We start from the raw sequence: 26,687 nt of genomic DNA on the forward strand, positions 1-26,687 counted from the left end.
AGATTTTTTATCAATACAAGCAATGTCTGAATCCACGCCTTCCCTCATCCATCCCCGGGTTACTATCTGTGTGTTGACCTATGGGAATTATCCAGCATTAGCCGGCCAGAGTATTGGTAGCATTCTCCATTTTTGCGACCGCCATCTTTACCGCTTGATAGTAGGTGCCAATGCGGTTGGCGATACCACCCGAACTTACCTGGAAAATCTGCAGGAACTTGGAAAAATTGACCGGTTGTACTTTAGTGATGCGAATCTCAATAAATGTCCCATGATGCGGCGTATGTTTGAAGAAATCGATACCGACTATATTTGGTGGTTTGATGATGACTCCTTCATAGAGGAAGCCTCAGCATTATGTCTTCGTTTGGATTGGGCTGATACGGCGCTAGCAGATGAAGTGTTATGGGGGCATGTATTTTTCTTTGGGCATGAGCGGGATTTTAGCTATGGAACAGATGTGGTAGGTTTTGTCAAAAATGCATATTGGTATGGGGGGATGAAACCACCATCATGGGCACCAGGAGGTAAGGGGGAGTTTGACTTTGAAGGAAAAGGATGTGGTGATGGCCGTTGGTTCTTTGTCACTGGAGGTAACTGGTGGGTGCGGACCCATGCTATTAGGCAACTGGATTGGCCCGATCGCAATCTAATCAAACGCAATGACGATGTTTTCCTTTGCGAAGCCATCCGCCAGCAAGGTTGGACATTTAAGGACATTGGGCCGGCTGGAGTTGCCATCAATACCCAACCTCGACGTGGAGAAGGGGAAAATATTGCCACTATGGAATTGCAAATGTCACGCCATCAGGAGCAACCGGACCTTGGAGGGTGGTTTTTCCCCGAAGAAGCTGCTGTTTATAAAAGGCTGGCCTCAAGGGTAAAAAGGGGTATCATTGTAGAACTCGGAGTTTGGAAAGGGAAGTCAATTTCAGAAATCCTGGACATCTGCTGGGCAAACAAAAATGAGGTGGTGGCGGTGGATCTTTGGCCCCTTGATCCGAATGACGAATACTTTGCAGAGGCACACCATAAGGATATTTATCAGGTCTTTGTACGGAACCTGGAATTGCTTGGCCACCGGGATACTGTACGGATCATTAGAGAAGATACGGCCCATGCAGCTAGCTATTTTGAAGATAATTCGGTCGATTTAGTTTTTGTAGATGCGGATCATTCGCATGAGGCAGTAAGGCGCGATCTGCTAGCCTGGATACCAAAGATAAGGAAAAACGGTGTACTTCTCGGCCATGATTATATCTGGAAGGAAGGGGTCCGGACGGCATTGGAGGAAGTCTTACCTCATAAATTTAAGTTAGTGGGCGGCAGCCTGTGGCAGATGCTGCCATCATGGGAAGGGCCTTTACCTGGTTCACGGGGATGCGTTTTCCTGCCAACCTTTCAGGATACCGAATTACTAATTGAGAATTATGCCGGCCGGCCAGAGCTTACCCGGGAGATTGACCTTCATGTTTATGATGATAATTTCAATCCCGATGAACAAGGACGGGTAAAGGAACTTTGTAAGGAAAACGGGTGGTTTTATCACCACTACGAAAGAGCACCGCATGGAGAGTGGACTGATGATTATCATGACCTACAGGGTTTTAACCGGTTTATATGGGATGGCCTGATTGCATTAGGAGAACACTATGATTTTGTGATTAAGATGGATACAGATGCTTACATCCTCGAGCCGGATTTCTATCAAGAATTTGCTCATATATTAACTGGGAAGACTGCCCTAGCTGGTACGCCTGAATATCGTCCTACCCAAGATGTAATGGGGTTTTGGTCGCTGGCTGAATCGTATGGATATAGCTATCCACTAGGGGATTGGATCCCCCACATGCAGGGTGGAATATACGGCCTAAGCAAAGGTGCCCTCATTATGCTCAAGGAAATGGAGTTTATGCAAGGCCGACATGCTTATTTTGTAGAGGACGGTTATATTTCTTATTGCTGTTTATTAATAGGGATTGAGTTTGTTGAAGTCAACTATTCCGGTTCCTGGTGGCATCCCTATCGCCCCCAACTTGAACATTTATGTCATCTAAAAGCCATTCATCCTCTTAGCAAATCATCGTTGGAAGAATGGAAGCGCCTGGCAGTTGTAGAGAAAAAAAGCCAGTAGCGCCTTTGAATTCTGGGTATTTAGGCATAAACAAGTGAAATTTAAGGCAGGAACATAATCATGATTGTGACATCGTTTAAACAATAATGATAATTCATAATTCAGTGAAAAGCACTTTCATGAGTGTAAGAGTTATTATAAGATAATGTTTACTCTAAGTACATGTCAAAAGACTAATATAATGTAGAACTAACTGATCATCATGCTTGAGAGCTTTGTTAAATTGATCCAAGCCGTAGAGAAAGATACTACAGGCACGTCTTTGATGAGTTTTGGTAAGAATAGCCAGTGAGGTGTACCCCATGAGTTGGACAGATGGAAGTGAGAAATAAGATGGGAAGGTTTCTCACTTTATTGTACTTTTCCTGTATTGCTCTGAAAATATACCTGAGCGGGAGTAAGGTACCCTAACGACTGATGTGGTCGCTGATAATTGTAACGGGTAAAGTATTGATCAATGCCTGTCCAGAGTTCTTTTCCACTACTAGGCGCATATAAATATACATATTCATATTTGACATTTCGCCATAATCGTTCAATAAAAACATTATCCAAAGCCCTACCTCTGCCATCCATAGAAATACGAATACCTTTATCGGATAATTTTTCAGTAAAAGCTATAGCTGTAAACTGTAATCCCTGGTCAGAATTGAAAATCTGTGGTTGTCCATATTGAAACGATGTCTCTAAGGCGTCTAAACAGAAATCCATTTCCAAAGAGTTGCTCAGTTGCCAAGACAACACAAACCGGGAATACTAGTCCATGACTGCTATAAAATACATAAATCCTTTTGCCATAGGTATATAAGTTATGTCTGTGCTCCAAACCTGATTGACTTGCTCAATCTTTACACTCCTCAGCAGGTAAGGATATATTTTATGTGCCGGATTAGCTTTACTTAAGTTAGGCTTAGGATAAACTGCTTCTAAACCCATCAATCGGAGCAATCTGGCTACTTTTTTGTGATTTTCCACATGACCTTTTTGCCCTAGAAACCACTGCATCCGCCGAATGCCATAGTAAGGTGTATCCATATACTGTTTGTCCAACAAACGCATCAAATCTAAATTTTCTTGACTTTCAGGGCATAGTTCATAATAGTAAGTAGAATGACTCAGTCCCAGTAACTCACATTGCCTGCCTATGCTGATTTGTTTGTTAGCTGGTTCAATCAATAAGCGCTTTTGTAGACTATCCCATACCCGTTTTTTTTAGCCAGTCCAGTTCTACCTGTAACTGGCCAATCTGCTGGTAAAGTCGGTCTAGCAATGGCTGCTGATTTTCTTTTTTCCCTTTGGTTTCTTCTTTGAAAACTTCCATACCCTCTTGCAAGAGTTGCTTTTTCCACAGACCTATTTGGGTGGAATGTACCCCAAACTTTGCTGTCAGCTCACTCATTGTTTGCCTTTCTTTGACAGCCCCTAAAGCTACCTTGAATTTAAAATCGGCTGAGTAGCGCTTGCGTTTGTTTTCCATTTCTTGTATTTTTCAAATAGTTAAGTTATCAATTTCCATCTTAACTATCCATTAGGTTTGTCTTACTGTATAAAATCAATATTCTCTCTAGATACTGCTTTTCCCTTTGGGTATTTCAGTTAAGCATTGTTTGCGAGTGAGCTTTGTGTGGCTTAGCTGAAATACCCAAAGGATCGGGGTTTGGGGTGAAGCCCCAAGTAGCAGAATTATGCTCATCTTTGAGGCAAAGAATTCCACACCAGGCGCTTTATTTAACTACATAAATCTTGGATTTACGGACAGATTGAATCCTGGGTGGATTTTGAATCAGACTCAAATAGAAATTAAGGCAAGAACGGTTGCTAATAAATGACAGGTTTGAAGCCTATTAGTATGGTTTTGAGTAAAGATTCAATACTATCTTATTGATTATCAAAATTTACACACCTTTATTTATGTACAACTATTTTATCGGCATCGACATTTCCAAACTAACACTTGATATTGTTTTAGTAAAACAAGGACAGTTAGTTCTGCATGAGCAAATAGAAAACGACCTTAAGGCGATTAAATCTTTTATGAAACGGGTGAGGCAACAGCCCGGTTTTACTATTGAACAAACTTTGGCTTGTATGGAACATACCGGTATTTATGCGACTCATTTGCTGGATTATTTAACCAATCAGCAAGTAGATGTATGGCTGGAAAATGCTTTACAGATCAAAAAGTCTGGTGGTATTCAACGAGGAAAGAATGATAAAGTAGATGCCTATCGCATCGCTTTGTATGCTTACCGCAACTGCTCCCAGGTCCGTTTATGGCAACCCCCTCGTCAGGTAATACAGCAACTAACTCAATTAACGAGTATGCGTTCTCGCTTACTTAACGTAATTAAACAACTTTCTGTGCCATTACAAGAACACAGCTTGTTTGTCAGTATGGGCAGTAAAGCATTACAAAAAGCCTGTTGCAATTCACTAAAGGCACTCAAGCAAGATCTAGCGAAGATAGAAAAGCAGATTGCCCAACTCATTGCCGCCGACGAAGAACTGAATCGCCTCTTTAATTTAGTTACTTCTGTAGAGGGGGTAGGTAAAGTAACAGCTGTGCAAATATTACTTACTACCAATGAGTTCAAAGCATCTTTTACGGCTAAAAAATATGCTTGCTATGCCGGAGTAGCTCCTTTTCCTTATCGTTCCGGTTCTAGTATCAAGGGCAGGAACCGGGTCTCACCGCTTGCCAACAAATCAGTAAAAACATTGTTACATCTGGCTGCTTTGTCTGCCATCAAGGCCAAGGGAGAACTACGGGAATATTTCTTAAGAAAAGTAGCTGAAGGCAAAAACAAAATGGCTGTTGTAAATGCAGTCCGTAATAAGCTTATTACCCGAATATTCGCTGTAGTAAAACAAAACCGAAAATATGAAAAAAATTATACTTACTCTGTTGTTTAATCCATAGAAATCTGTCCGATTTTCGGGGTACACTACAGTTCCGACACTAGCTTTAAAATAGGATAAAATAAGTATGCTTTGAGTATGTCTTTCTAACTAACTTTTTTATTACTTAAATTAGAACTTGTGCCCCTATAGTGTCCCAAATAAAGTGTAATTCAAATCACAATGTCTTATATAGGCATTAACCCTATTTTTATTAACTATAGCTGTACCACGAAAAGCTACAGCTTTATTTGGGCCAGTTTCTCTCGGGGTTCATTATTTAACATTATCTTTTTGCTTATAAATAGTAATGATGTTTTAGTGGATATCTCTATCTTCTTCACAGGAAACACAAAAAGTTAAGGAATTACTGCAGAAGCACTAGGGGCTAAAAGCCATACTTTCCAGCTTAATGTTCACACTTTCTGAACCAACATTTATTGTCACAGCATCGAGATGAGAAGAAAAATCCCTGCTGCGGAGGCTTTTTCGCATTTAAGTACTTATGCATATTATCATCTTCTCCTGAATTTTTAGGAGAGGCTCTTAAAATACCTAAAAGTAGGTATTGATAAGTTAGTGTTTAATGCTTATTATTCAAAATAACTCTCTAAACATGTTTATAGATATCACTTTGCCAACGGTATTCAGAATGCTATTGGTGGTTTCTAGTTTATTCTTGCTTCTTTACCCGAATTCAAAAGCACAGGTTGTTATAGAGCAACAGCGAGACCAAGTAAGAGAGTTGACTGAAGAGGAGTATAAGGCGATAAAAGAAGCCCAAAACAAGAAAACTTTCGCTGTTCCCAGAACAATAAAGAAGAAAGTGTTCACCACTACTGGAAACGAAAATGCAACCACTATTGCCACTAACCCTACTGCAGGACTTACTGATGATGCAGATGGTGACGGCCTTACAGCTTCGGAAGAGCAAACATTGAGAACCGATCCTAATAACCTTGATACTGATGGTGATGGATTATGGGATGGATGGGAAATACATCCCACTAATGGAGTTGATTTACGTGCATTGGGAGCTTCCCCTTTACATAAGGATATATTCGTTGAAATGGATTATATGAGTAGGGCTGATGCCACCAACAGCTTAGGACCTAATCCTACAGTTTTATTAGGAATCGAACGCGCTTTTGCTAGCTTACCAGTTAATAATCCAGATGGATTATCTGGAATTAATATTCATTTGGTAGCTGGCAATGAAGTTGAATATGATGAAAACCTTTCTCCGTACGCCCAAGAATTCTTTGCTTTAAAAGCAAGACATTTTGATCCAAATCGTGCCCCATTTTTTCATTATATGATATGGGCAAACAGTTATAGTGGTGGACAATCCAGTGGAAGATCAATGGGTATTCCACACTCGGATTTTATAGTAACTCTTGGTCGTTGGAATAATGATAAAGGAGGCACAAACGAGCAAAAGATAGGCACCTTTATACATGAGTTAGGCCATAATCTAGGTCTAAAACATGGAGGTAGCGATGATGAGGGTTATAAACCCAATCATTTGAGCGTTATGAATTATTTATTTCAGATGGATGGTGTGCCGTTTAGAGGAGCGTTTATATATACGTATCAACCTTTTACAACTCTTTCTCTTGTAGAAAATACGCTTGTAGAACAAGCTGGAATAGGAAATGAGCCACTTATGCAAGGATATTTTACTAGATACCGTACACCAAGTGGAAGGATTGAAACAGCACCTATAGGAGGGGCTATAGACTGGAATAAGAACAATACAGTTGACCAGAATCAGGTCCAAGTTGACGTTAACGGCAGCGGATTCCTTTCACAGTTATTAGCAGCTCCCAACGAATGTACAATAATGCAATTCGATGGTGCTGCTATTGGTGAACTTGGTGATCTAGCGGGCATATTAGAGGAAGCAGAAGCGGAATATACTCCATTGTTGGACCAAGAATTAACAGAAGATATGTACATACAGATCGCACCTAATAGGTAGCTACACTATTATAAATTTAACCTAGGCCAGAAATGTAATATTACATTTCTGGCCTAGGTTAAATTTATTGTGGTTTAAAAATTAAACTGAACCCCTACATACGGTCTAAGAGGGAATTGGAATTCATAGGAAAGATCTTTTTCTAGTTCTGCAGTGCCTGAAACCTCATGTCCTACTTCCAGGGTTTTTAAGGTTTGGATAAAAGTAGAAGCATAGCCAGCTGCTACAGCCAATCTTCTTAAAGGTGGAAAATTTAGCCTAAGGCCTACGCCGGTAAAAAATGTGGGGAAATCTGAATTCACACCTATTCCAATTTGCCAAAAGGGATGCACAGATGAATTATTGATGAAGTAGTTAAGATTAATCATAGTTGTAAAATTAATCCTCCGGAAAATCTCTTCTCCTGCACTAGCCACGCGCAGCACACCTAAAGAATCAGTTTCTGTGCCGTATTTAGGGAACTTCAGAAAAGTGAAAGCAGTTCCTGCAGAAACCTCAGGAATAAAACGACCAAATCTTCTGATGCGTAAATTACGCTTTGCCTTTTCCTTTATCAAAGATTCTACAATTTCACCGTTTTCGAGGTGATATCCTGATTCATTGATCGTAATTGTATAAACTGATACTTTGCCAACTGTAGAAGGTACTTCAGGCAAAGCAATAGTCCACTTTGGCTTTCCCGATTCGCCACTAGCTTGCTCCTGTACCTCTTTCACCAACTTATACGTCTTTTCTAAATTAGTTACTCTTTTGTAGAGTTGATTCTTCAACTCGGTCATCTCTTTAGCCAAACTATTATAAACATACTTAGTAATAAACATATCGTATTCTTGACAAGATAATTTATTTATGTCTTGTTTTAGTTTAACAATAGACGCATCAATTTTAGTAAAATGGCTTTTAATAGGCTCAATGCTCTTTTCTATGGTTTGTAAAGACGAAATCGTAGCACTTTCTTGATCGAAGGAAAGGCTTTCAAGTTGCGCAAATAGTCCGTTTATTTCTTCTTTTTTAGTTATCGCTAATGAGTCTTGTAATGCCTTTATAGCCGCCTTTAAAGTGTTTATCTGGTCATCACAATCAGGGGCTGCTCCAGCAGCTGCATCGGCGGGGTTAGTAGTAGGCATCACTATTTCTAGTAGGTCAAAAATTGATCCCAGAGCCTTCCCTGCCTGCTCATCTATTTGATCGATAATTACTTTGTTACTAGTAGTGTGAGCATATTTGAGAGGGTTTAATGGATGCAAATAGATCTTTACTGCAGATCCAGGTGCTAGAAAAATAGAATCTGCCAAGTCAATGAAGCGAATCTTCTCACTACCTCTGTCATACGCAAATTTGTCATTCACAAACCGTATAATAATTTCTTCTTCATTTTTTAGTTTTATACCCCTTTCCAGCACATCGCCTGCAGTTTGCGAAAACACTAATGTTTTAGAAAGTAGAGTAATAATTAATACTAGAATAAATTTGCTCATAAGTTAAGTTGTTTGATTATTAAAGGAATAACTAAGAATCAACCTCTTTTACAATTTGTGGAAATGCAGATAACAAGTAACTGATTGTAATAGATTTTTTAATTTTATTTTCATGGAACATAGAGGTTGAACGTGTTCCAAAATAAGCGTGAAGGATATTGTTTTTTTATGGAGAGTTTGGATTCGTGAAGGCTGGAAACAAGATCTTTTCCGATGCTGAGCTGGTTATAGAATTTTGTCATGAAGGATTTACCCACAGCATCATTTACTTTTAAAACTGAACTAATAACATTGGAGACGTTACATTGTAAAAGTGTATAAGTTAAGCCAAGCGAGCCGTTGCTTACTAAGGTGCCATTGGCGCTTTCGCAGCTGCTCAAAGTGACGAGTGAAATGGGATCAGAGCCTTTTAATGCATTGAGTAATTCATATGCTGTAATAATACCATCAGAATAAGATGAAGAGGCTGAACTTTTAGAATTATCTAATGAAGTGTTACTAGTGGATTGGGCTGAGCCAAAAGAACCTCCGGAATCAATGGGCTCAGTAGTTTTACTTAAAACAATTCCGGATGCAAATGGGCGCTGAGCGGTGAAATATGAATGTGTCGCAAAATGGAGGATATCGTAATTTTTGATTTTGTTATTTATAGAGATATCAGTGGCGCTTTCCCCTGAGATAATGTCGAGTTTTAATTGGTTATCGAGATTTTCTTTGATAGCCTCGCTTTCTCCTAATCCATTTTGTAAATAGGGAAATATGGTAGTAAAGGATTTTGGAGAAGAAATGCAGAGCATACGTTTATTAATCATTGAAAATGGGTGATAAGTAGCTTTTCGTAAATTGAACGTATAAGTGAATGCATATTTATCAACGAGGTAATTTCCGCGTCCGTCAGACATGCCATCAAGCGGTATTTGAAATAAAAAATGATCTGGAATGACGATTATTTCTTTGGATTTAGCAGACACAAAAAAATTATCTATCACATTATATATCCTGGTTTCCCGAGCAAGCTCGTATTGCTTCTCCATGCTACGTTCGCGCTGATAATTAAAATCAAAGGCTTCGGAATATGCTATGGTGTCTACGCTGTATTTGCTATCACTTTTCATCAATACATACATGGCGCGGTCGGCATAGGAAAAATGAAAATAGACATAATTTTTGTTGGCAACTTTGTTTGTATCAATTTCAAATGGCAATATTTCGCGGCTCTGTACCCGGTCATATTCAAACTTGGTAATTGCCGAAAGATCGCTTACCAACCTGAGTATTTTCGATTCCTGCGGCATGCCTACGACTTGGCTATTCAGGGGACTTTCGATCCATCTTTTATGCTCGAAAGCCTCAATGAAGGCATAAGGATTAACCGTTTTTCTTTGTTTAAATAGAACAGAAACAATTCGATTTAATGCTTTTACATCATTATTTTCCAGTGCAGGGGAGGCAATCAACCTGGCATTCGGGAAAAGTTCGGAGGCGGACCCTGCCTCTTCCAAATCCATTACTCCATTACTTAATAATATTTTATCAGAAGGTTTTTCGATCTCAATGTATTTATAATATTCCGAGGCAATATTTTGAATAGCTATGTAATTTTTATCAGCATATAATGCATTAATTTTCATCTGGTATATGGACAGGTACTCACTATTTTGTACAGGTTCTATCTTCAAGAAATCAGGAATAACAGATTCAAGCTGTTTTATATAATACAAAGTGCTGTCATGAAGAAAGAAATAATTAGAAGATAGCTTCGTAAGTCCATAATATGTAAAGAATTTTAAGGCCGGAACGCGTGCATCTCCAGGTGAAAGAGAATTTATAAAATCCAGGCTGCGGTCGTAATAGTGCTTAGCTCTTAAATAACACCTGTCTCTGTCGTAATCCTCCTTGTCATCTGCTTCCGTAATTTCTGAGTTAAGTGCAGTGCGCACCTGGCGATTGTCACCGAGCCAAAATCTTTGCAATCTTGCATAATTATCGGCTAGCATCATGTTCAGAAGCATATGATTAATTGGATCCTTTTCAAGTGGCCAGGTGAGTTCCCCTATAACGCTCAATATACCATAAGCAGGTGGATTCAGTTCACCATTGCTGTTTTGCTCATCTACCCACAAATACATACCCATTAGGTAGCCAGTAAACTTGCGGAGATAAGAAGTATTTAAACTGCTTTCAAGCGCATTTATCATCGGCTGCAACTCATAGGTGTCAACCAGGCCATATTCTTGGGTTTCGAAGAAGGGCAATAAAACATTGGATAGAGATTTTACAAAATTTAAAGTGTCTTGGTGAAATGATTCCTTAAAATCAAGCAATAGAGTAGATAATTTTTCGCTTTGGGCAGAATGTTTACCTGAATATGCAGATTGTATCTTTTTATATAATGCTATTTCAGCATCAGAAGGTTCTGGATTGAGTGGAGAAGTAAGTTGTTGGCCGACACGGTCTTTGCCGCTGGATTTATAATATGCATTTAGGAAGTCAACCCATTTTTCATTTTTGACAAAGGCGACAGGATTATCTGTGTTGTTCTTTGAATAAGCAGAGCCGTCAGGGTCCAGTTTGAATATTTGAACTGATTCAGGAAAATAGATAGCTAGACCATAACTGCCACGTTTATCCTTGTTCACTTTGTCGCTGACATTATTCAGCACTAGTTTGTCAAATAGTTTCAACAATTCAGCAATAGATGTGTTCAATTGTTCATCGTTGCTGTTGGTTTTATATTCAAGGAGAAATTTCTTTAAATCGATTCCATTTGGCCATGCATCTTCTTTCTGGTAGCCATAAGGAGTGTTACAGTTTTGTCTTGCTACTTTAATTATTTCCGGATATTTCAATAAACAGATACTTAATGCAGAAAGATCTGTGGCAAATTTTGAAACCTGAGAGAGATCAATAGAACTTTGTGTATATTGAAATTTATCGGAATTGTCGATATAGTAATTACCGTAATTTTTTACCAGTGACTGAACGAGTTTTTTTGTGTCGTTAAATTCCGGTTTTGACAAAGATTCGACCAGTTTATCGTAAGGCCATCCTAGGCCGGGCTCAAGATCCTCGGAACCAACACCATACTTAGCGAAATCTTTTACCTCATACCAGACCTCGAGCATCGACATGAGGCAGGCATCAAAACCAATAAATTCCAGTTTATTTTGTTTAAAGTTGCTTTTACATTTTTTCAACGCTTCCGATACCTCATGCATATATAATTTATCACCGCCATTATCGTCGGATGCAATTGCCTTAAAAATAGGGTCGGGCCTTTTTTCCTCAACAAAATTCTGTTTGCGCCAGCCATCCCCATGGTTCCAGATGATCAGGCCATATTTCTTTGCAGGAAACTTAGCTACCGACCAGTCTATGAATTTTGTAAGCTCTTTCGGGTCGCCAGTATTTATTTCCCCGATGTCCTCAAGATATTCTGTTTTATACTTTAAACCATTTTCGATTTCAAACCTCCGGCATGTTATCCAGTCGGCCCAGTCTGTGTTATTGGATTTGTCTAGCTGCACCAAGAGATTGATATTGTCAGGAAGTTTTGGTTTCAGCATTTCAATAAGATCGAGTTCGGCGTAAGGATCTAGATTATTGTCTGCTGCGACATAGACCATAATGGTCCAATCTTTTTGTGCTGACAATTGAAAGGTGAAAACAAAGAAAAAAATAGCCGTGATAAAGAATCTCATATCGGAAAGGTTTATTATTTAGAAATATATTGTTTAGGAGAAGTCTATGTCAACTTCCCAGAATTAGAACTGCATAAAAGTATAAAAACTATTGTTGTGAGCTCCTCCCAAAAACATGACAGGCCTAAAGTAGAAATTTAGGGTGGATGAGCTACACAATTATGATTCTTCGATTGTCTACTTGACTACTAAAACCTTTTAAAATTGCTTTTAAGTAGTGACAAGGAAGGAAAATATATGGAGAAAGTAAATACCTACTTATAGGTATATTTGGTCTAAATTAAATTTATATTCTAAGCTCGGGTTTCACATTAAGCAGCTTAGGTAAGGACTTGAAGGAAAGCCGTAGGGGGTAGTCTTACTATATTATGCTCAGAAGTGGACATTTAGAAACTAGGACTGCTCCACAAAAGGTGTCTTACTGATGCAATAATTTTACTTGCTGATATTAAATTTTAACCATACTTTTTAGGATGGGACAACATGCACATTATCTTATTAAACCACCATATTTTGGGTATAACAAAGAGGGGTAAATTTATCTATAAAGTGCTATAAAATGTGTCTTATATTGCCATCTCAACATTGTCTAGGCTTTTATTGTTTTTGAGACTGATTTTATGATACAAAACCATACAATAAAAAACTCGACAACTGATAATCAATGTAGCCTACTAAGAAGTCAGAAAATTTATGAGTAAAGAAAAAGGGAAATTTATTTAACTGCCTTAAGCTTAGCGAAAATTCAAACAAATTACTTTTCTTTTTGTAATTAAAGGAAGCATGGTTATTTTCTGCCCCTGTTTTCTTCAGATATATCAGCTTGGAGTTACTATCTTAGTCCTACCATTCTTGAACTCAAGTAGCGATAAGTACCTTGTTGGCTGTTTCAACACCATTACCTAAAATAGTGAGAATAGGTTCTTTTTCTCGATTTACATTTTTATTATCATAGATAGCTGCCCACTTGATCCCGAACTCTGAATGTTCAATGTACCAATAAATCCTGTTGCGCCAGTACTCAAATCCATTCACTGGTTCCTTTTGCCCAATGAATTTGGAATAGAAATCTTGTTTTCTGGTAGTGGTTTGGGCCGGATCGTTAAAAAAATAAATAATTGTTTTGTATCTGGAACCGGTTATATCTTTAGGTGGCAATTTTTTCTTCATCTTAAGTAATTATATACTGTTGTAGATTAATTTAAAATCCAGCCGTACAAAAGGGTGTAACTGGAATCTTGTATTTATGGCAAGGCATTAGCAAGGGATATTATGTTGAGATCATACTCCTGACAACTGCCCCGGCTTCGTAACTTTCTTTTATATTTTTCAGATTTGTTCTTTATTCTGCAAAAGCTGCTTGGTTATATTTTTCTTTTTCCCTTTGATTTATTTTATACTTTAAAAAGTTATCCACATAATCCACAGCTCTTTCATTTTAAACTTTCGTTTAAAACTCTCTTAAAAGAAAGTGTCGGTAACTTTTACCATAGACAAAAAGTAAGACTATTAAGTAATATGCCCTCCTGCTTTATAAAAGGCCATATTTGCAGAACTTATAGGAGGTGCGATAAACTTTGTCTTTTTGCCTCTATCCACCGGGTTATTCACATAGGGGGTAGAGGTAAATTCAGTGAATTTTACAATGTCCCTACCTATTTCAATTTCTATACAAGGGGTAAGGGTTTTACCATCGAAACAATGGGCGGTTAGTTTCTTTTTTACTAAGCCCGCTTGCATCAGGCGCAACAGGTGATTATAGGCAGTTTTCACACAGCATCCGGCAAGCTCTGCCAGATTGCCCATGGTGATATAGAGCTTTGCTTTGGAAGCGCTATGATGTCTGAACTTGGATATATAATCCTCCAGTATTTTGTTGATAGTTGTGATTTGAGAAGTCGTGACGGTTTCTCCATAGCTTTTGCCTTTATTATAGGTTTTAATTTTAAGGAAAGCGGCTTTCTGTGATTGCCATAAGTCAATTTTTTTTATTTGCGTTTGTAGGGGAATTAATTGTTTTTTGGCCATTTGTTTAAAGTTTATTGTGGTTTAACATATAATAGTGATCTGAAGAAAATTGTAGAAAACTCATTTTTCTCTTGAATATTTATTATCAAACAATTACATTTGTCTATATCAAAATGGCTTGTAAACGGCTGTTTCTTTCATATCCAATTAGTCAAAAGGCTGCCTTTGGATATAAAAAATCCAGTATGATCTAAGAATCACATCTTTCGAATCTTAGGTTTAGTCATTTACAAACAATGTTGCCACATTGCTTTTTGATATCTTGCAAAAATCAAATGCCAGTGATTGGGGAATTGCTGGCATTTTTTATTGTTTGACTTGCTACATTTATGCCTCTACTCTAGCATCACTCTCTTTCGCCTGTAGCATCAAGCGGTTTCGGCGTGTTTTAAATTTTTCATCTTCTAACCGTTGTTCTTCGGCTTCTTTCAGCCATCGTTCTAGTTCTGTATAAGGAATCAGCAGTACCCTTCCCTCCTTCCTGTGGGCTAATTGCATCTTTAAACATTTTTGAACAATGACATGCGGTTCCAGTCCTGTACGCTTAGCAAATTCTATGTGAGTAAGTAAACTTGCTTTCTGTGTCTTTAGGGTTTCTGCCTGCAACTCGATCAGTTGATTCAGTTTTGCTTCTAGCTGGTCTGACATAGTGAGATATTTTTAACGGTTTATATAATTGAGATACTATGTGCTCTCTTGAAATGAAAGTTAATAGCGAATCTTAAAAGTAGTCGTAAATCAACTACTTTTTTATCATAAAATCCAATCTTTTAGAGAGAAAAAATTTTCATCAGTTCTAAAATCACCCTTAATCCTCTTTATACCAATAAATTACTCTTTTAGCCAAAGATCACACAATCTCTTGTTTTGTTTTTGATCAATTCACTTCCTTCTGTCACTACTGGCTTTCAAGAAAAATCAGGGAATATAACTTTGAAAGTTAGCATAAAGTAGCTTATATTCGACTACTATTATTATCCTCTAAACTTTATATATCATGCTCTCTAATCAGGAAAGAGAATCCTTAACCCTTCAGCAGTATTGGTATTTACTAGCATCCGTGTTGGTTACTTTACTACATTATTTCGTATTGATTTTTATTCATATAACTTATTACATTCCTTTTGAGCTATTTGAGCCGCTAAAAAACACCTATCTTTTCCTCCTTGAAAAAGTATCCTGGCTAATTAATCCATGGTATATCTCAGTAATAATACTAGTAGGTACTACTTTCTATGGACTAGGCACCAGAGGAGTCAAGAGTACGAGCATCACTGCAGAGCAAGTAAGAAACACCTTGATAATAGGATTACTGCTTATGACTTCCACCGCTTGTGCGCTTTGGTTTGTGCCTTCATTATTCAAAAACTCTATCTTCGTCATAGGTTATATTATGGTTCATTTTATAGGGCAAATTATAGTAGCCAAAGGAGCCACGCATTACAACAGAATTTTTAGCCATAGTCTGCAAAATGATTTATTCAATGAAGACAATGAAAGTTTCCCTCAGGAAGAGCGATTGCTCAAAACTGAAAACTCGGTAAACATTCCCACATGCTACCAGCTGAAAGGAAAACTCAGGAATGGATGGCTCAATATTGTAAATCCTTTTCGAGGTGTGATGGTATTAGGTATTCCGGGATCAGGAAAAACATTTTCCGTTTTAGTTCCAGCTATTGAGCAGTGCATAGCTAAGGGCTATACGGCAATGGTGTACGACATTAAATTTCCGGATTTATCTAAGGTAGCGCTGCAAGCCTTGCTTCAAAACAAAGGACAGTATCAGGTTCCGCCGAAGTTTTATGTCATCAACTTTGATGATGTAGAACGCAGTCACCGCTGTAATCCTTTGCTGCCTGAGCTGATGACCGATATAATAGATGCCTATGAATCTGCTCAAACGATTATGTTTAATCTCAACCGCACCTGGATACAAAAACAGGGTGATTTCTTTGTGGACTCAGCTATCAATTTTGTAACAGCTGTAATCTGGGTATTGAAGCGGATCGATGAAAGGCAGAAGCTGGAATATGAGCAAGCAATTGGGATGTGGAATTCAACTAACGGAACTGCGAAACCTCTACCCCCTCCCACTGTTTGCACATTCCCTCATGTGATTGAATTTGCCAACAGGGAATATGATAAGATTTTTCCTGTGCTGCTGAATTATCCGGAAATTGAGAACTATGCCCGCATGTTTGCAGATGCTTTCCGCAATGGGGCTATGGAGCAACTGGAAGGACAGATTGCTTCTGCCCGCAATGGAATGGCCCGGCTGGTATCCCCTACCCTCTACTGGGTGATGTCGGGAAATGATTTCACCTTAGATATAAATGATCCAACGCATCCCAAGATTGTGTGCATCGGAAATAATCCTCAGCGGCAGGGCATCTATGGAGCGGCGCTTTCTTTATATAATGCCAGGTTAATTACCTTAATCAATAAGAAGAATAAGCTCAAGAGTGCTTTATTTATCGATGAGTTGCCCACACTTTACTTTAAAGGATTAGATCAGCTCATAGCCACAGCCAGATCCAATAAGGTAGCTACTTTTTTAGGAATTCAGGATTTTAGCCAGTTGGAAAGGGATTATGGCACTAAGGAAGCCAAAGTAATAGAGGGGATCATCGGAAATCTGTTTGCAGGTCAGGTGACTGGAAATAGTGCAGAGGGACTCAGCAAACGTTTTGGCAAGACCAACCAGATGAAAGAATCCATTACCCAAAGCAGAAATGATACGACCATCAACAGGAGCACTCAGTTACAGGAGGTAATTCCGGCAAGCAAAATTTCGGCTTTAAGCCAGGGATGGATGGTAGGTTCAGTAGCCGATGATACTGGTGCCCAAATTACAACCAAGATGTTTCATGCTAAACTGCTAGTGAGACCTAGTGGCAACCCCTTACCGGATATGCCGGTAGTGTACGACTTTGAGAAAATAAAGAAAGACATTCCAACAGAACAAAATACTTCAATCGAAGCTTTTAAAACAAAGATAATTTTCAATAATCTTGAAAGAATCAAAGGTGAAGTAGATCTGTTGCTCACGAGGGAAATGGAGCGATTACCTGAACATTTACGACAAGGATTTCAAAAATCACCTAACTAGATTTTTCCTAAAGATTTGTTTTGATTATTTAATTTTTTCAAAATGAATGGAAGAAATAGTTCAATTCACTAGTTTTAATTTTACTCAACTAGAAAAACTTTGTATACTATTTCTCCAATCAGCTTACTGCCAAATGATCTAACAATCAGTAGAGAGATCAATGTACTCAAGTTGCCAGTTCTGTAGAAGATTTTGCTTGAGTTGTTCACTTCCAATAGGAATATTTATAAACAAGCGTTGCTTTGCCCGACTAAAAGCCACATAAAACATTCGTGCTTCATCAGATGGATTAGATAATCTTGTAGAGCAATCTATTACATAATTCATAAATTGTATGTTGGTAGACAAATGCACCAAGACATTAGTAAACTCCGTTCCCTTTGAGCTATGAATTGTTCTGATTTTTTCTTCAGATCTTGTATCTACTGCAATACAAGATTGCAAGGTTCTAACTGTGTTTTTTTGATAAAATTTTTCACCTTTACCTCCTTTAAATTTTGCTCCTATTTTTATCTGATACTTTTTATCAAAGTATTGATAAATGTTATTGTAATAATCAAAAAGGGTTAATGATTGAATTGTTTCATTTTCTAAATTTCCAAGAATCATAATGGCTTCTCTTCTAAGAGTAAGTTTTGGTAATTTAGAACAACTTTTCTTTAGTGGCCTAATCACTGAATTAAGTGCCTCTTTTCGATTCTTCTTCTTATAGTAATTAGATCCTGCCAAAACCTGATGAACTAATTGAGCCCTTTTTGGGTCAGACTCATCAGCATAAAACTGATGCAACAAACTCATATCAGTACTTGAATGAGCTTGTTTGATGAGTTCAACATCTCGATTCTTTTGTGTTAAAATAACAGTATCTAAATATTGACTTTTCTCAAGCCACTGTATAGCTGCGTGTATTGTTCCTACCAAAATTCTAACCGGTTCCTGTGAGGTAGTCTGGAAAGGAATTTGTCTAATATCAGTTCTAAGTCTATTTAAAAAATGAACAATATTAGGTGTAGATCGATAATTATATTCAAGTTTATAACTATTCATTCCCGGTAGAAGAAAGTTCTCAAAATCGGGCAGCTTTGCGCCTGCAAATTTGTAAATTGATTGAGCAACATCACCAATAACTCCTACTTTGGTTTCTTTCTGTGCTAATTTGTAGACAAACCAAGTTTGTAAGGACGTTGTATCTTGAAATTCGTCAATAAACAAATAAGGATATTTACTACGAATGAACTCAACAACACGTGGTGACTTTGTTAAAATATACCATGTAAAAAATAATACGTCCTCATGATGCAAAATTCCTTCTGACCAATATTTTTTTTTGTATTCCCAAAGCACTCCATTCTCTCGAGGAACACCAGCTTTATTACCGTTACGAAAGCCTACCTCAATTTTTCCTTCATTAAGAAAATAATCAATTTTCGCAAGTGTCTTTCTTATTTTAAGAGCATTATCAGGATAATTAAAATGATTATAACTTTTATTATTTAACTCTTCAAGTGTTTTTTGCCATCTTCGAATTTTGTCACTATGCGGAATATTCTCCTGATGACCGTTGAGCTCTGCTATATTAAATAATGGATCTCCATTTTTATCTTTTTCAATTAAGTGGGCAAATGGTTTAATAACATTGAAGTATAAAAAGCTGTGTATGGTTGAGACATCAACCCTATTTTTATCACCTTTTAGACGAGACTGGATTTCATCTGCTGCGACACTAGTATATGTAATACATGCAATCTTTTTAGTTAAACCAAGTCTCTTTGACTCTTTTAAAAGTCGATGTAAATGCTCAATTAACCATTTCGTTTTACCAGAGCCTGGCCCGGCGAATACCCGAAAATGAGATTCTATTGATTGCAATTGAGATACATTCGGAAGTGAGTTTATATCAATCATATTATTGAGTTATAAACTGTATAGCTTCTTGAATATAAGGAGGTATAATGAAGCATATTTTTGCTCCTTGTAAGCTCAGATTTTCTCTTAATTGTTTTTCCAAAAGGAATGCATGTTCGCCTTTTGAATCTTCTAATACCTGATGATATAATGATGCAATAAAAGCTCTTTTTTTTTGATCTTCATCCCATTTACTCATTTGTATTATTGTTTTCAATGGTTCATTCTCAGACAGGGCTAATAAGTCATTAATAGAAGATGTTCCTTTCTTATATTCACTCATTAATATTTCAAAAGCATCCCTTGTGTTTTTACCTCTGCTTGGTAGGCTTTCTGTTAGTAGTAATTGGCAAGATGGATTATAATATGCTAGTTCGTATTCTAATGTCTTACCTTTTCCTGCTATGGGAGTACATACATGAATATTTAAAAATAAATCAGCAAACTCCTTTAAACTTATAGCATGAGAAGCTAACTCTTGATAGTCAAATTGTGTATTATTTATGTTAAGTTCACAGGGATAACAACTCTTCCAGTACGCTCTGTCATTTCCTGGTAGTGCTTTTCTTCTTTTTAATGGATCAGCATCTGTAACACAAACTACTTTTCGATAAAGGGCAACGGGATTTGTTCGAGCATCGAAAGCAAATAGTTGTAAGAAGTGTTTAAAGGTACGACTATCAACACTTACAATTGAAACATGATCATCAATAAGCGTTTCTTCTTTGTCTAAATAGGCAGCAAAACAAGGTAATAGAAGTTGTTCCGCTAATCCTTCAACTAGTATAACTTTGTCTGCAAAAAGCATATTTGATTTAGTGGCATCTAAGAATCTTTTTACAAATATTTTTGAATCTTTTCCTTCTGGAGTCAGAGGAAATGCTTTTGCAGGATAAGCCACACGTTGATTTCTTTCACAATCCTCATATAAGCAAATAATTGAATCTAAATCTACCGCAGCTGTTATTTGAGTGGAATGGGTAGTAATGAATGCTTGTCTTGCTTGTTTTTGATCATGAAGGTTCTGATTAAGAAATTTTAAAAACTTATACTGCATAGAGGGATGTAAATGGGCTTCAGGCTCTTCAATAGCCAGTATAGGAAATATTTTAGCATTATCGCCCATAAAGCTTGAACGCTCCATTTGCATTTTTGCTAATATGAGAGATATGTATAAAAGGTTGTTATAGCCTAATCCATTATTAGTTAATGGCAAATTCAAGCCATGTTTTTTAATAATTAACCGCAGCGCAGACATTATTTCTAATTCTGACATATGGGCGTCGAAATCAGGTACGCCTCCTTTTTGGGCACCAGTAGCTTGGGAATATGCTTTTATCTGATCTTTAGAAATTCGATCGATAAGATGCTGTAAAAGAGAATTTGATTTTTGGTTAAACTCTTTTTCTCGTTGAAAAAGCTCTCTTTTCTGACTTGGCTCAAGTTGTTCAAAATCTTTACCCTCGGTAAGTTCATAATCAAGAAAATAGTTTAGAACTTCTCTGAGTATAGAACCATTTTTATAATATAAATGACTTTCAGGATCACGAATAGCATCCAAAAATTGAAAATCAAATCTGCTTAGAAGCTCTTCATCTGCTTTTTCTTGTTTGCTTAAATCTCCTCCATAAATATTGGCAACATATTTAGGCAAATATTTCTTTTCGATGAGCTTGAAGCATTCATTGGTTTGATAGGTGCCATCTGGTTTTTTATATGTTTGGATTTCACTTGTGTAATCATTTAAATGTTTAACAGGCAGAGCAAATAAATACGTTAACCTTGCCATATAAGGCTTTTCTTCCTGGATGAGCCAGTCAAAAACTACATTTTTATCTTCTGACTCATCTTCATGCTCTTGTATAGTAACTGAAATTTGAATTGTTGGAGGAAATGAAAAGTCGGTGAATTGAGAATTAAAGTCTTCTATAGAGGGGCGATTCCTTTTTTTTCTTTCAAATATAAGGTGAAGAGCCTTTAAAACATTTGTCTTTCCTGCATTATTATGTCCAATTAAGATATTTAAGCCAGGCGAAAATAAAATTTCATGAGAAGAAAAACTGCGATAGTTTTTAATGTGGATACTGGAAATATACATAGATATTAAAGAGCAAAAAATTTCATTAGTAATTGCTACACTGATAAATTGGCTTGCCTTACTAACGCATTCAGTTTGTTAATTTAATGTATTTTTTATTAAGCTAAGGAAATTGATTTAATACGTTTTTGTACCACAATATCATATCAATATTAGACTCGTACAATACCTATTTATAGGTATTTATTGCATACACATAAAGGTTTACATAGCTGATATACTTAGCGTATTATTTTATGCTACTACTCCCCCAATGCTTTTGGATCTCCCGCTTGATTTTACTGTTTACTCTTGCAACACACATGCTTTTATTTTTCAAATGTAGCCTGTTAAAGCAATGATTAGTATCTGGGAGTATCTGTAAAGTTGGCTTTCTTATCATGTAATTAGTATCGTCCAATTAATATTGAAAGAAATTTCTTGTAAAAGTAGTCGTAATACGACTATATTTATAAGAAAAAACTATGGAAGAAAATACTCAATCCTTTTTTCCTGAAAAGGCAGAAAACCTAAATTCTTCTTCAGGGCTGCAACAAGAAGAAATTGACTTCTTAAATGAAGATACCAGTTCCAATTATATTGGAGATGATCAAGGTATGTGTATCACAACGCCCACACAGGGTAATGATTTTTTAGAGAAGTATAAAAGCATAGAAGGGATTGAAATACTTGCCCAGGATGAAGAAATAAAGTGTTTGTTCATGCAATTTGAGCCCGAAAGTTTACAGAATCTTCAGCTATTAAGTATTTCTATATCAGAGCTTATATACAGCGGTACACTACTTTCCCTTTCTTCACTCATACCGGTTAAGGTTCAGATTCAGCCGGCAGGACTAGCACAACCTTTGGTTTTGCTCATTCATCCCCAGTTAACAGATTCTCATTTTATTCATCTAAAACTTATGCCTTATGCAAATTACCTCCCTCCTATTCCACTTACGCTTTATCAGCAAGAGGCCTCAAAACAGGCTGCTCCCTTTTTCATCATCAAGCGTGTGGTAGATAGTGCTCAGTCATCAGTGTTTGAACAGAAACAGAATGAACTTTGGGATACATTGACCTTATCAGTTTCTATACAAAATAAGCTTTTTAAAGAATTGATGGAGGTGATAAAGTATCAGCCATTAGGGATAGAAAAATGGGTACAGAACCAATTCTGGACGAAGGAACAATCTGAGAAAGCATTAAAAATTATTGATTCTATTTTTCCCTTACAACTTGGACTTTTCACATGCCTGCAGATAGTATTTTATCCATTTGAAAGGCTTCACTTATTTCCGCATCTACAGGCTATAGTACAATCTAAACTGCTTGAACAGCCATAAACAGGCTGCATAGTAAAAGCTAATAGTTCTTTCTTTGCTCATTTGACAGCATCCCTCATAAACATTATCCACCTTCAACCAGAATTTTATGTATACAATTGATTGGAAAGAAGCGGCCCATAATATGGACCCTTACAAGGTTTTGAATGAATTAGGTTTTCGGCATAATCCTAAAAAAGGATTAGTGGGAAGTGCCAGAAGCCAGACATTCGAAAGGGAAGAAGAAAAAATAACGGTATATCCTAATCCTGGCTCTAAAGCTATTTTCATTAACCACGGCACCGATAAAAAAGGAGATGTGATTGAACTTCTTAAATGGCAATACAACAATGATCCACGGGAAGTCAGTAAGTTTATACATAATCACTTTAACGGGATGCCGCCTGCACCATTATCTGTGGATGCAAAGAAAAACGATGAGAAGAAAGATACTAAAACGGATGATAAAACCCTTGCCGAAATACAGTCAAAGGAACTAAAAGAAAAATATAGCCTCAGGAATTCATTAAACCAACCCCAGTATCTGCAATCCCGTGGATTAACCTTAGGCACCATCTTTCGTCCTGAGTTTTTTAAACAGGCGCTAAACTCACTAGGTTGGAATGCCAAAGAGGAGAAAACGATTGAGGTCAATAACACCGTTTTCCCGATGAGAAACGACCATGGAATTACATCTATGATTATTCGCAATGGCAGCTTTAAAGGATTTCCAGCCGGGGAGCGCAGAGATGCTCTCTGGCTTTCCAACCCTCCACTTACCTTAAACCGTGATATAATCATAGGTCTAGGAGAAAAGAAGATCATGTTGCCTAAAGGAACAGAAGGAACCCTGGTAGCTAGTCCCGAAAAGCCCGGACGTTATCAGTTTTACTTTCTGGACCCTACAAGGAAAGACAAAGAACTTCCTTACAATAAAGTAGAGGTGTGGGGAAAAGCACTTACCTGGCTGACAACCGCATTAGAGCCGCTGAAGGTAAACAGAATGGTGCTTACCGAGAGTCCCATTGATGCCATGTCTTTTCACCAGCTCTCCCCTCCTAAACCTGGTGAAACGAGAATGTATTTGAGTACCGGTGGCAATCCATCAGATAAACAAACAGCTTATATCAATGAACTCGTCCAAAGGATACGGCCAGACCAGGTAGTACTGGCCAATGACAATGAAAAGAATGGTGTTCGATTTAATATGAACCTGATGGGTGCAATACAGCATCCAGCTACTCCGGCACAAAACCTGTTTATGGCCCGACTGGTGGAAGTAGCACCTAAAAAAGAAGATAATACAATTACTTCCTCAACCGAACAGAAGTCTCATCTTGGAGAATATCACCTGAAAATTTTTGGAGCCAAAGAACCGAAACGAATGGAAGAAGTAGCTACTAAAATTATGGAATCTATTAATAATTCTGCGCCAAAAGGACAAGAGCCACCGGCACGTATCACTGCCTTAAATAGCTCTCCAGGAACAGGCTCAGAAATCACGGTTGCTTTTCCGAAAAATGATCATCTATTGGCAGCGGCACAGAAGGAGCTGGCAAAGATAATTAATGCAGGAGAAAGGGATGAGGTAATGAAAGTAGTGAAACCCGTTAATAAAGATTTCAATGAGGATTTACAGGCAGAAAAACTGGAGGGAAAGAAAATTAAGCATGATCTGGGTGAGATTCCAGCCTATATAAAAACAGGGGCAAAAAATCTTTTGCAACAACTTTCTGCTTATTCTAACAATGCCTTTGATGCACTTTTTGGAGGTATTCCAGGTAGTTTACCCAGGATGATGAATACACCGGAAGAGAAAAAAGCTAGTTCGGATAGAGGCCATAGAAAGGAATCTGATCAGCAGGTACTACCTGAAAAAGACAATAATTCTAGAAATCTCTCAGCCGATCCACATATGGGTGGTATAAATAAATCTAATCACGCTTCTACTCAACCACAGCCTTATAAGACAAATCATAAGGAAGAACATCTATCTGCTGGCAAAGAGCTTTCTTCACAGAAGCAGGCTCCTGCTAAACCTGGCCTTCGGATGAAAATGAGATAAGAGCAGGAGAATGATAGGGAAAGGCAATACTCTCTATTGCTTTTCCTCCTTCAACTTTATCTGGTTTAGAATAGCCTCCAGTACGAGTGCAGGGGTGACAGTGACCGGTTTATTGGACAAATGTGCCAGCCGGACCATAACATCAGCCATTGCCTTAATTTCTTCCACAGAAAATTTCTCCGGCTCTTGCATCCTCCTATACCAGGTAACTTTCGGAATACTGCATAACTCCCGGAATTGGGTAAGTGACAGTTTGGTATCTCCTTTCAGAGCATCTTTTATAAGAGAATCTAAGGTGAAGAGTTGCATTGGTTGAGCTTTATCCTTCGTAGTCTGTTTGTTTATAGGTTGATGTTTATTGTCACCTTTCATTCTATTTTATTAGTACTTCTAATAACTAATTTTCTCTTCCATATACCTAATTTGCTTGGCAAAAGTCAAACAAATTAGGTAATCCTAAATATAAAAACTTATTTCATAAATATTTTTAAATATAATGGTAAGTATAAAGGGCGTTGTAATGCCCTTTATACAATGTTAGGTGGCGTCATTCCAAATAGTTCGGATAAACCGGTAATTGAGCATATTGAGTGCGCTCATGCTGGATTATAACTTTTGCTTTCTTTTGATTGACCAGTTTCTCAAATTTCTCCATTGATTTGAGTGTCATTTGTACATCAGTATTGAATTTGGGCACCCTTTTAAATTGTCTCTGCTCATTGAAATGATAAAGATCGCCTGACAAGAAAATGGTTTCATTCTTTAATTCAATTTGGAGACACATATGTCCTGGTGTATGTCCTCAGGGTTATGCGTAGTTAAACTTACTCAGATAGCTGTTACTAAAGTCAGATAACAAACAATAGCTCACAGATATCTCAAGCATCCCATTCTCAGGATACAATATATTAAATATTAGATACTTTAGAAGAGGCATTGACCGACAAGTGTATCGAACTGTCTTGCGAAACGCATTGAATGAGAAGCTGAAAGCCTCAGCTCCTTAAAAGAGAGCGGATTGTAGCCTGATTTGCCGAGGCATATTTTTTGATAGAGAAACTGCAAATTCCCCCTATGTCCAAGTATCGTTTTAGCACCAATCAACGATTTGCTGTTTACAAAGTTTTTGACGGTGTGTGCCAATGGTGTCGTCAGCCACTTCAGTTTTTAGGTTTCAATGTAGATCATGTACTTCCCGAATCCCTGCTGGATGACCCAGCAAGGCTGCAGGAAGAGTTGACCAGATACGGGTTACCAGCCAATTTCAACATCAATGATTATGAAAATTGGGCATCTATGCACTCTCATTGCAATCAATGGAAAAGCGATACGAGCTACTCAGGTGCGCCTATAATCAGAACATTGCTGGACAAATGCGCGAGCAATAAGGAACGTGCTCAACGCTTGGAGTTGAAGCTGAACCGGGAACCACAGACAGCTGAAATTCTCACTAGGGTTGAAGCCGCCATAGAGCAAAACTTTGTCAACATTCAGGATTTGCAAAACTTTATTCTAAAGTCAGATATTATGGATTCACCTGATGAGGAACTACTAAGAATCAGGCAGCAGCTTGATCAAACCATCGAGCACCAGGCGCGCAAAATGGTGCAAGGGTATATGCAGATGGTGAGAAGCAATACGAGCGATGTATTAATCAAGATGGCGCGTGATCTCGGTCCTGAGTGGCATCCAACAATCACTGCGCAAACGGTCGTTGAATCTATGGATGAAGAAAGGCGCAATGTTTTTACACACCATTTGGCTAATGTCAACAACCCTAACTTGAGGGTAACGAGGACAATATGGCCGAAATTTGTAAATAATCAGCTGATTATTCATATACTAAGGTACGGATCGGTCGAAAGGGTGGTGACCTTCAATGTGCAAGATGGTATCGACTGGACGGTTTATACCAAAGCATTACGCGATGAATTCGTCAAGGCCATTAAAGAGGCCATGAAGCCCCTGAGTTAAAACCAGATCACT

The 26,687-nt window shown here is 37.7% G+C and carries 15 protein-coding genes and 1 pseudogene; 7 read left to right on the plus strand and 9 right to left on the minus strand.

The annotated features are described in order from the left end of the window. The first annotated feature begins 22 nt into the window (after window positions 1-22). Entirely contained in the window at window positions 23-2,134 is a 2,112-nt protein-coding gene (locus tag Q0590_RS00160) for a class I SAM-dependent methyltransferase (RefSeq protein WP_302035442.1), read from the plus strand. Between the two features lie 351 nt (window positions 2,135-2,485). Here Q0590_RS00160 and Q0590_RS00165 read toward each other — a convergent pair. Then, a pseudogene (locus tag Q0590_RS00165) lies at window positions 2,486-3,611 on the minus strand (IS3 family transposase). 434 nt (window positions 3,612-4,045) lie between these two features. Here Q0590_RS00165 and Q0590_RS00170 point away from each other — a divergent pair. Both Q0590_RS00170 and Q0590_RS00175 read left to right on the plus strand, forming a co-directional pair. Then, a complete protein-coding gene (locus Q0590_RS00170) occupies window positions 4,046-5,047 on the plus strand; it encodes an IS110 family RNA-guided transposase (RefSeq protein WP_302035443.1) in 1,002 nt (333 codons plus the stop codon). Window positions 5,048-5,648: 601 nt separating this feature from the next. Then, window positions 5,649-7,013 (plus strand): zinc metalloprotease, encoded by a 1,365-nt coding sequence (locus tag Q0590_RS00175; RefSeq protein WP_302035444.1) that lies wholly within the window; start codon window positions 5,649-5,651, stop codon window positions 7,011-7,013. Between the two features lie 74 nt (window positions 7,014-7,087). Here Q0590_RS00175 and Q0590_RS00180 read toward each other — a convergent pair whose 3' ends face one another. From Q0590_RS00180 to Q0590_RS00200, 5 genes are all read right to left on the minus strand, one after another. Next, the gene (locus Q0590_RS00180; RefSeq protein WP_302035445.1) at window positions 7,088-8,491 is read right to left on the minus strand and encodes a hypothetical protein; all 1,404 of its coding nucleotides are present in this window, start codon (window positions 8,489-8,491) and stop codon (window positions 7,088-7,090) included. 110 nt (window positions 8,492-8,601) lie between these two features. Further along, on the minus strand, window positions 8,602-12,192 hold the full coding sequence (locus Q0590_RS00185) for a clostripain-related cysteine peptidase (RefSeq protein WP_302035446.1): 3,591 nt from the start codon (window positions 12,190-12,192) through the stop codon (window positions 8,602-8,604). Between the two features lie 858 nt (window positions 12,193-13,050). Further along, window positions 13,051-13,362, minus strand: coding sequence for a hypothetical protein (locus Q0590_RS00190; RefSeq protein WP_302035447.1), 312 nt, complete (start codon window positions 13,360-13,362; stop codon window positions 13,051-13,053). 339 nt (window positions 13,363-13,701) lie between these two features. Then, on the minus strand, window positions 13,702-14,220 hold the full coding sequence (locus Q0590_RS00195) for a hypothetical protein (protein ID WP_302035448.1): 519 nt from the start codon (window positions 14,218-14,220) through the stop codon (window positions 13,702-13,704). A gap of 327 nt (window positions 14,221-14,547) precedes the next feature. Next, entirely contained in the window at window positions 14,548-14,868 is a 321-nt protein-coding gene (locus Q0590_RS00200) for a hypothetical protein (protein WP_302035449.1), read from the minus strand. 349 nt (window positions 14,869-15,217) lie between these two features. Here Q0590_RS00200 and Q0590_RS00205 point away from each other — a divergent pair, with 349 nt between their 5' ends. Then, window positions 15,218-17,329, plus strand: a complete 2,112-nt coding sequence (locus Q0590_RS00205) for a type IV secretory system conjugative DNA transfer family protein (protein WP_302035450.1) — start codon at window positions 15,218-15,220, stop codon at window positions 17,327-17,329. Window positions 17,330-17,467: 138 nt separating this feature from the next. On the opposite strand, the gene Q0590_RS00210 is transcribed toward Q0590_RS00205, so the two are convergent. Both Q0590_RS00210 and Q0590_RS00215 read right to left on the minus strand, forming a co-directional pair. Continuing rightward, the gene (locus Q0590_RS00210) at window positions 17,468-19,234 is read right to left on the minus strand and encodes a UvrD-helicase domain-containing protein (protein ID WP_302035451.1); all 1,767 of its coding nucleotides are present in this window, start codon (window positions 19,232-19,234) and stop codon (window positions 17,468-17,470) included. Between the two features lies 1 nt (window position 19,235). After that, window positions 19,236-21,332 (minus strand): AAA family ATPase, encoded by a 2,097-nt coding sequence (locus Q0590_RS00215; protein WP_302035452.1) that lies wholly within the window; start codon window positions 21,330-21,332, stop codon window positions 19,236-19,238. A 464-nt stretch (window positions 21,333-21,796) separates the two neighbouring features. On the opposite strand from Q0590_RS00215, the gene Q0590_RS00220 reads away from it, so the two are divergent. Then, on the plus strand, window positions 21,797-22,657 hold the full coding sequence (locus Q0590_RS00220) for a hypothetical protein (RefSeq protein ID WP_302035453.1): 861 nt from the start codon (window positions 21,797-21,799) through the stop codon (window positions 22,655-22,657). Window positions 22,658-22,745: 88 nt separating this feature from the next. Next, window positions 22,746-24,701, plus strand: coding sequence for a toprim domain-containing protein (locus tag Q0590_RS00225; protein ID WP_302035454.1), 1,956 nt, complete (start codon window positions 22,746-22,748; stop codon window positions 24,699-24,701). 33 nt (window positions 24,702-24,734) lie between these two features. Here Q0590_RS00225 and Q0590_RS00230 read toward each other — a convergent pair whose 3' ends face one another. Further along, window positions 24,735-25,073 (minus strand): hypothetical protein, encoded by a 339-nt coding sequence (locus tag Q0590_RS00230; protein WP_302035455.1) that lies wholly within the window; start codon window positions 25,071-25,073, stop codon window positions 24,735-24,737. Between the two features lie 702 nt (window positions 25,074-25,775). On the opposite strand from Q0590_RS00230, the gene Q0590_RS00235 reads away from it, so the two are divergent. Continuing rightward, window positions 25,776-26,675: an HNH endonuclease gene (locus Q0590_RS00235; protein WP_302035456.1), complete on the plus strand. Its 900-nt coding sequence runs from the start codon at window positions 25,776-25,778 to the stop codon at window positions 26,673-26,675. Window positions 26,676-26,687 lie beyond the last annotated feature (12 nt).

This window comes from Rhodocytophaga aerolata (assembly GCF_030503435.1).
GTDB classification, from domain to species: Bacteria; Bacteroidota; Bacteroidia; order Cytophagales; family 172606-1; genus Rhodocytophaga; species Rhodocytophaga aerolata.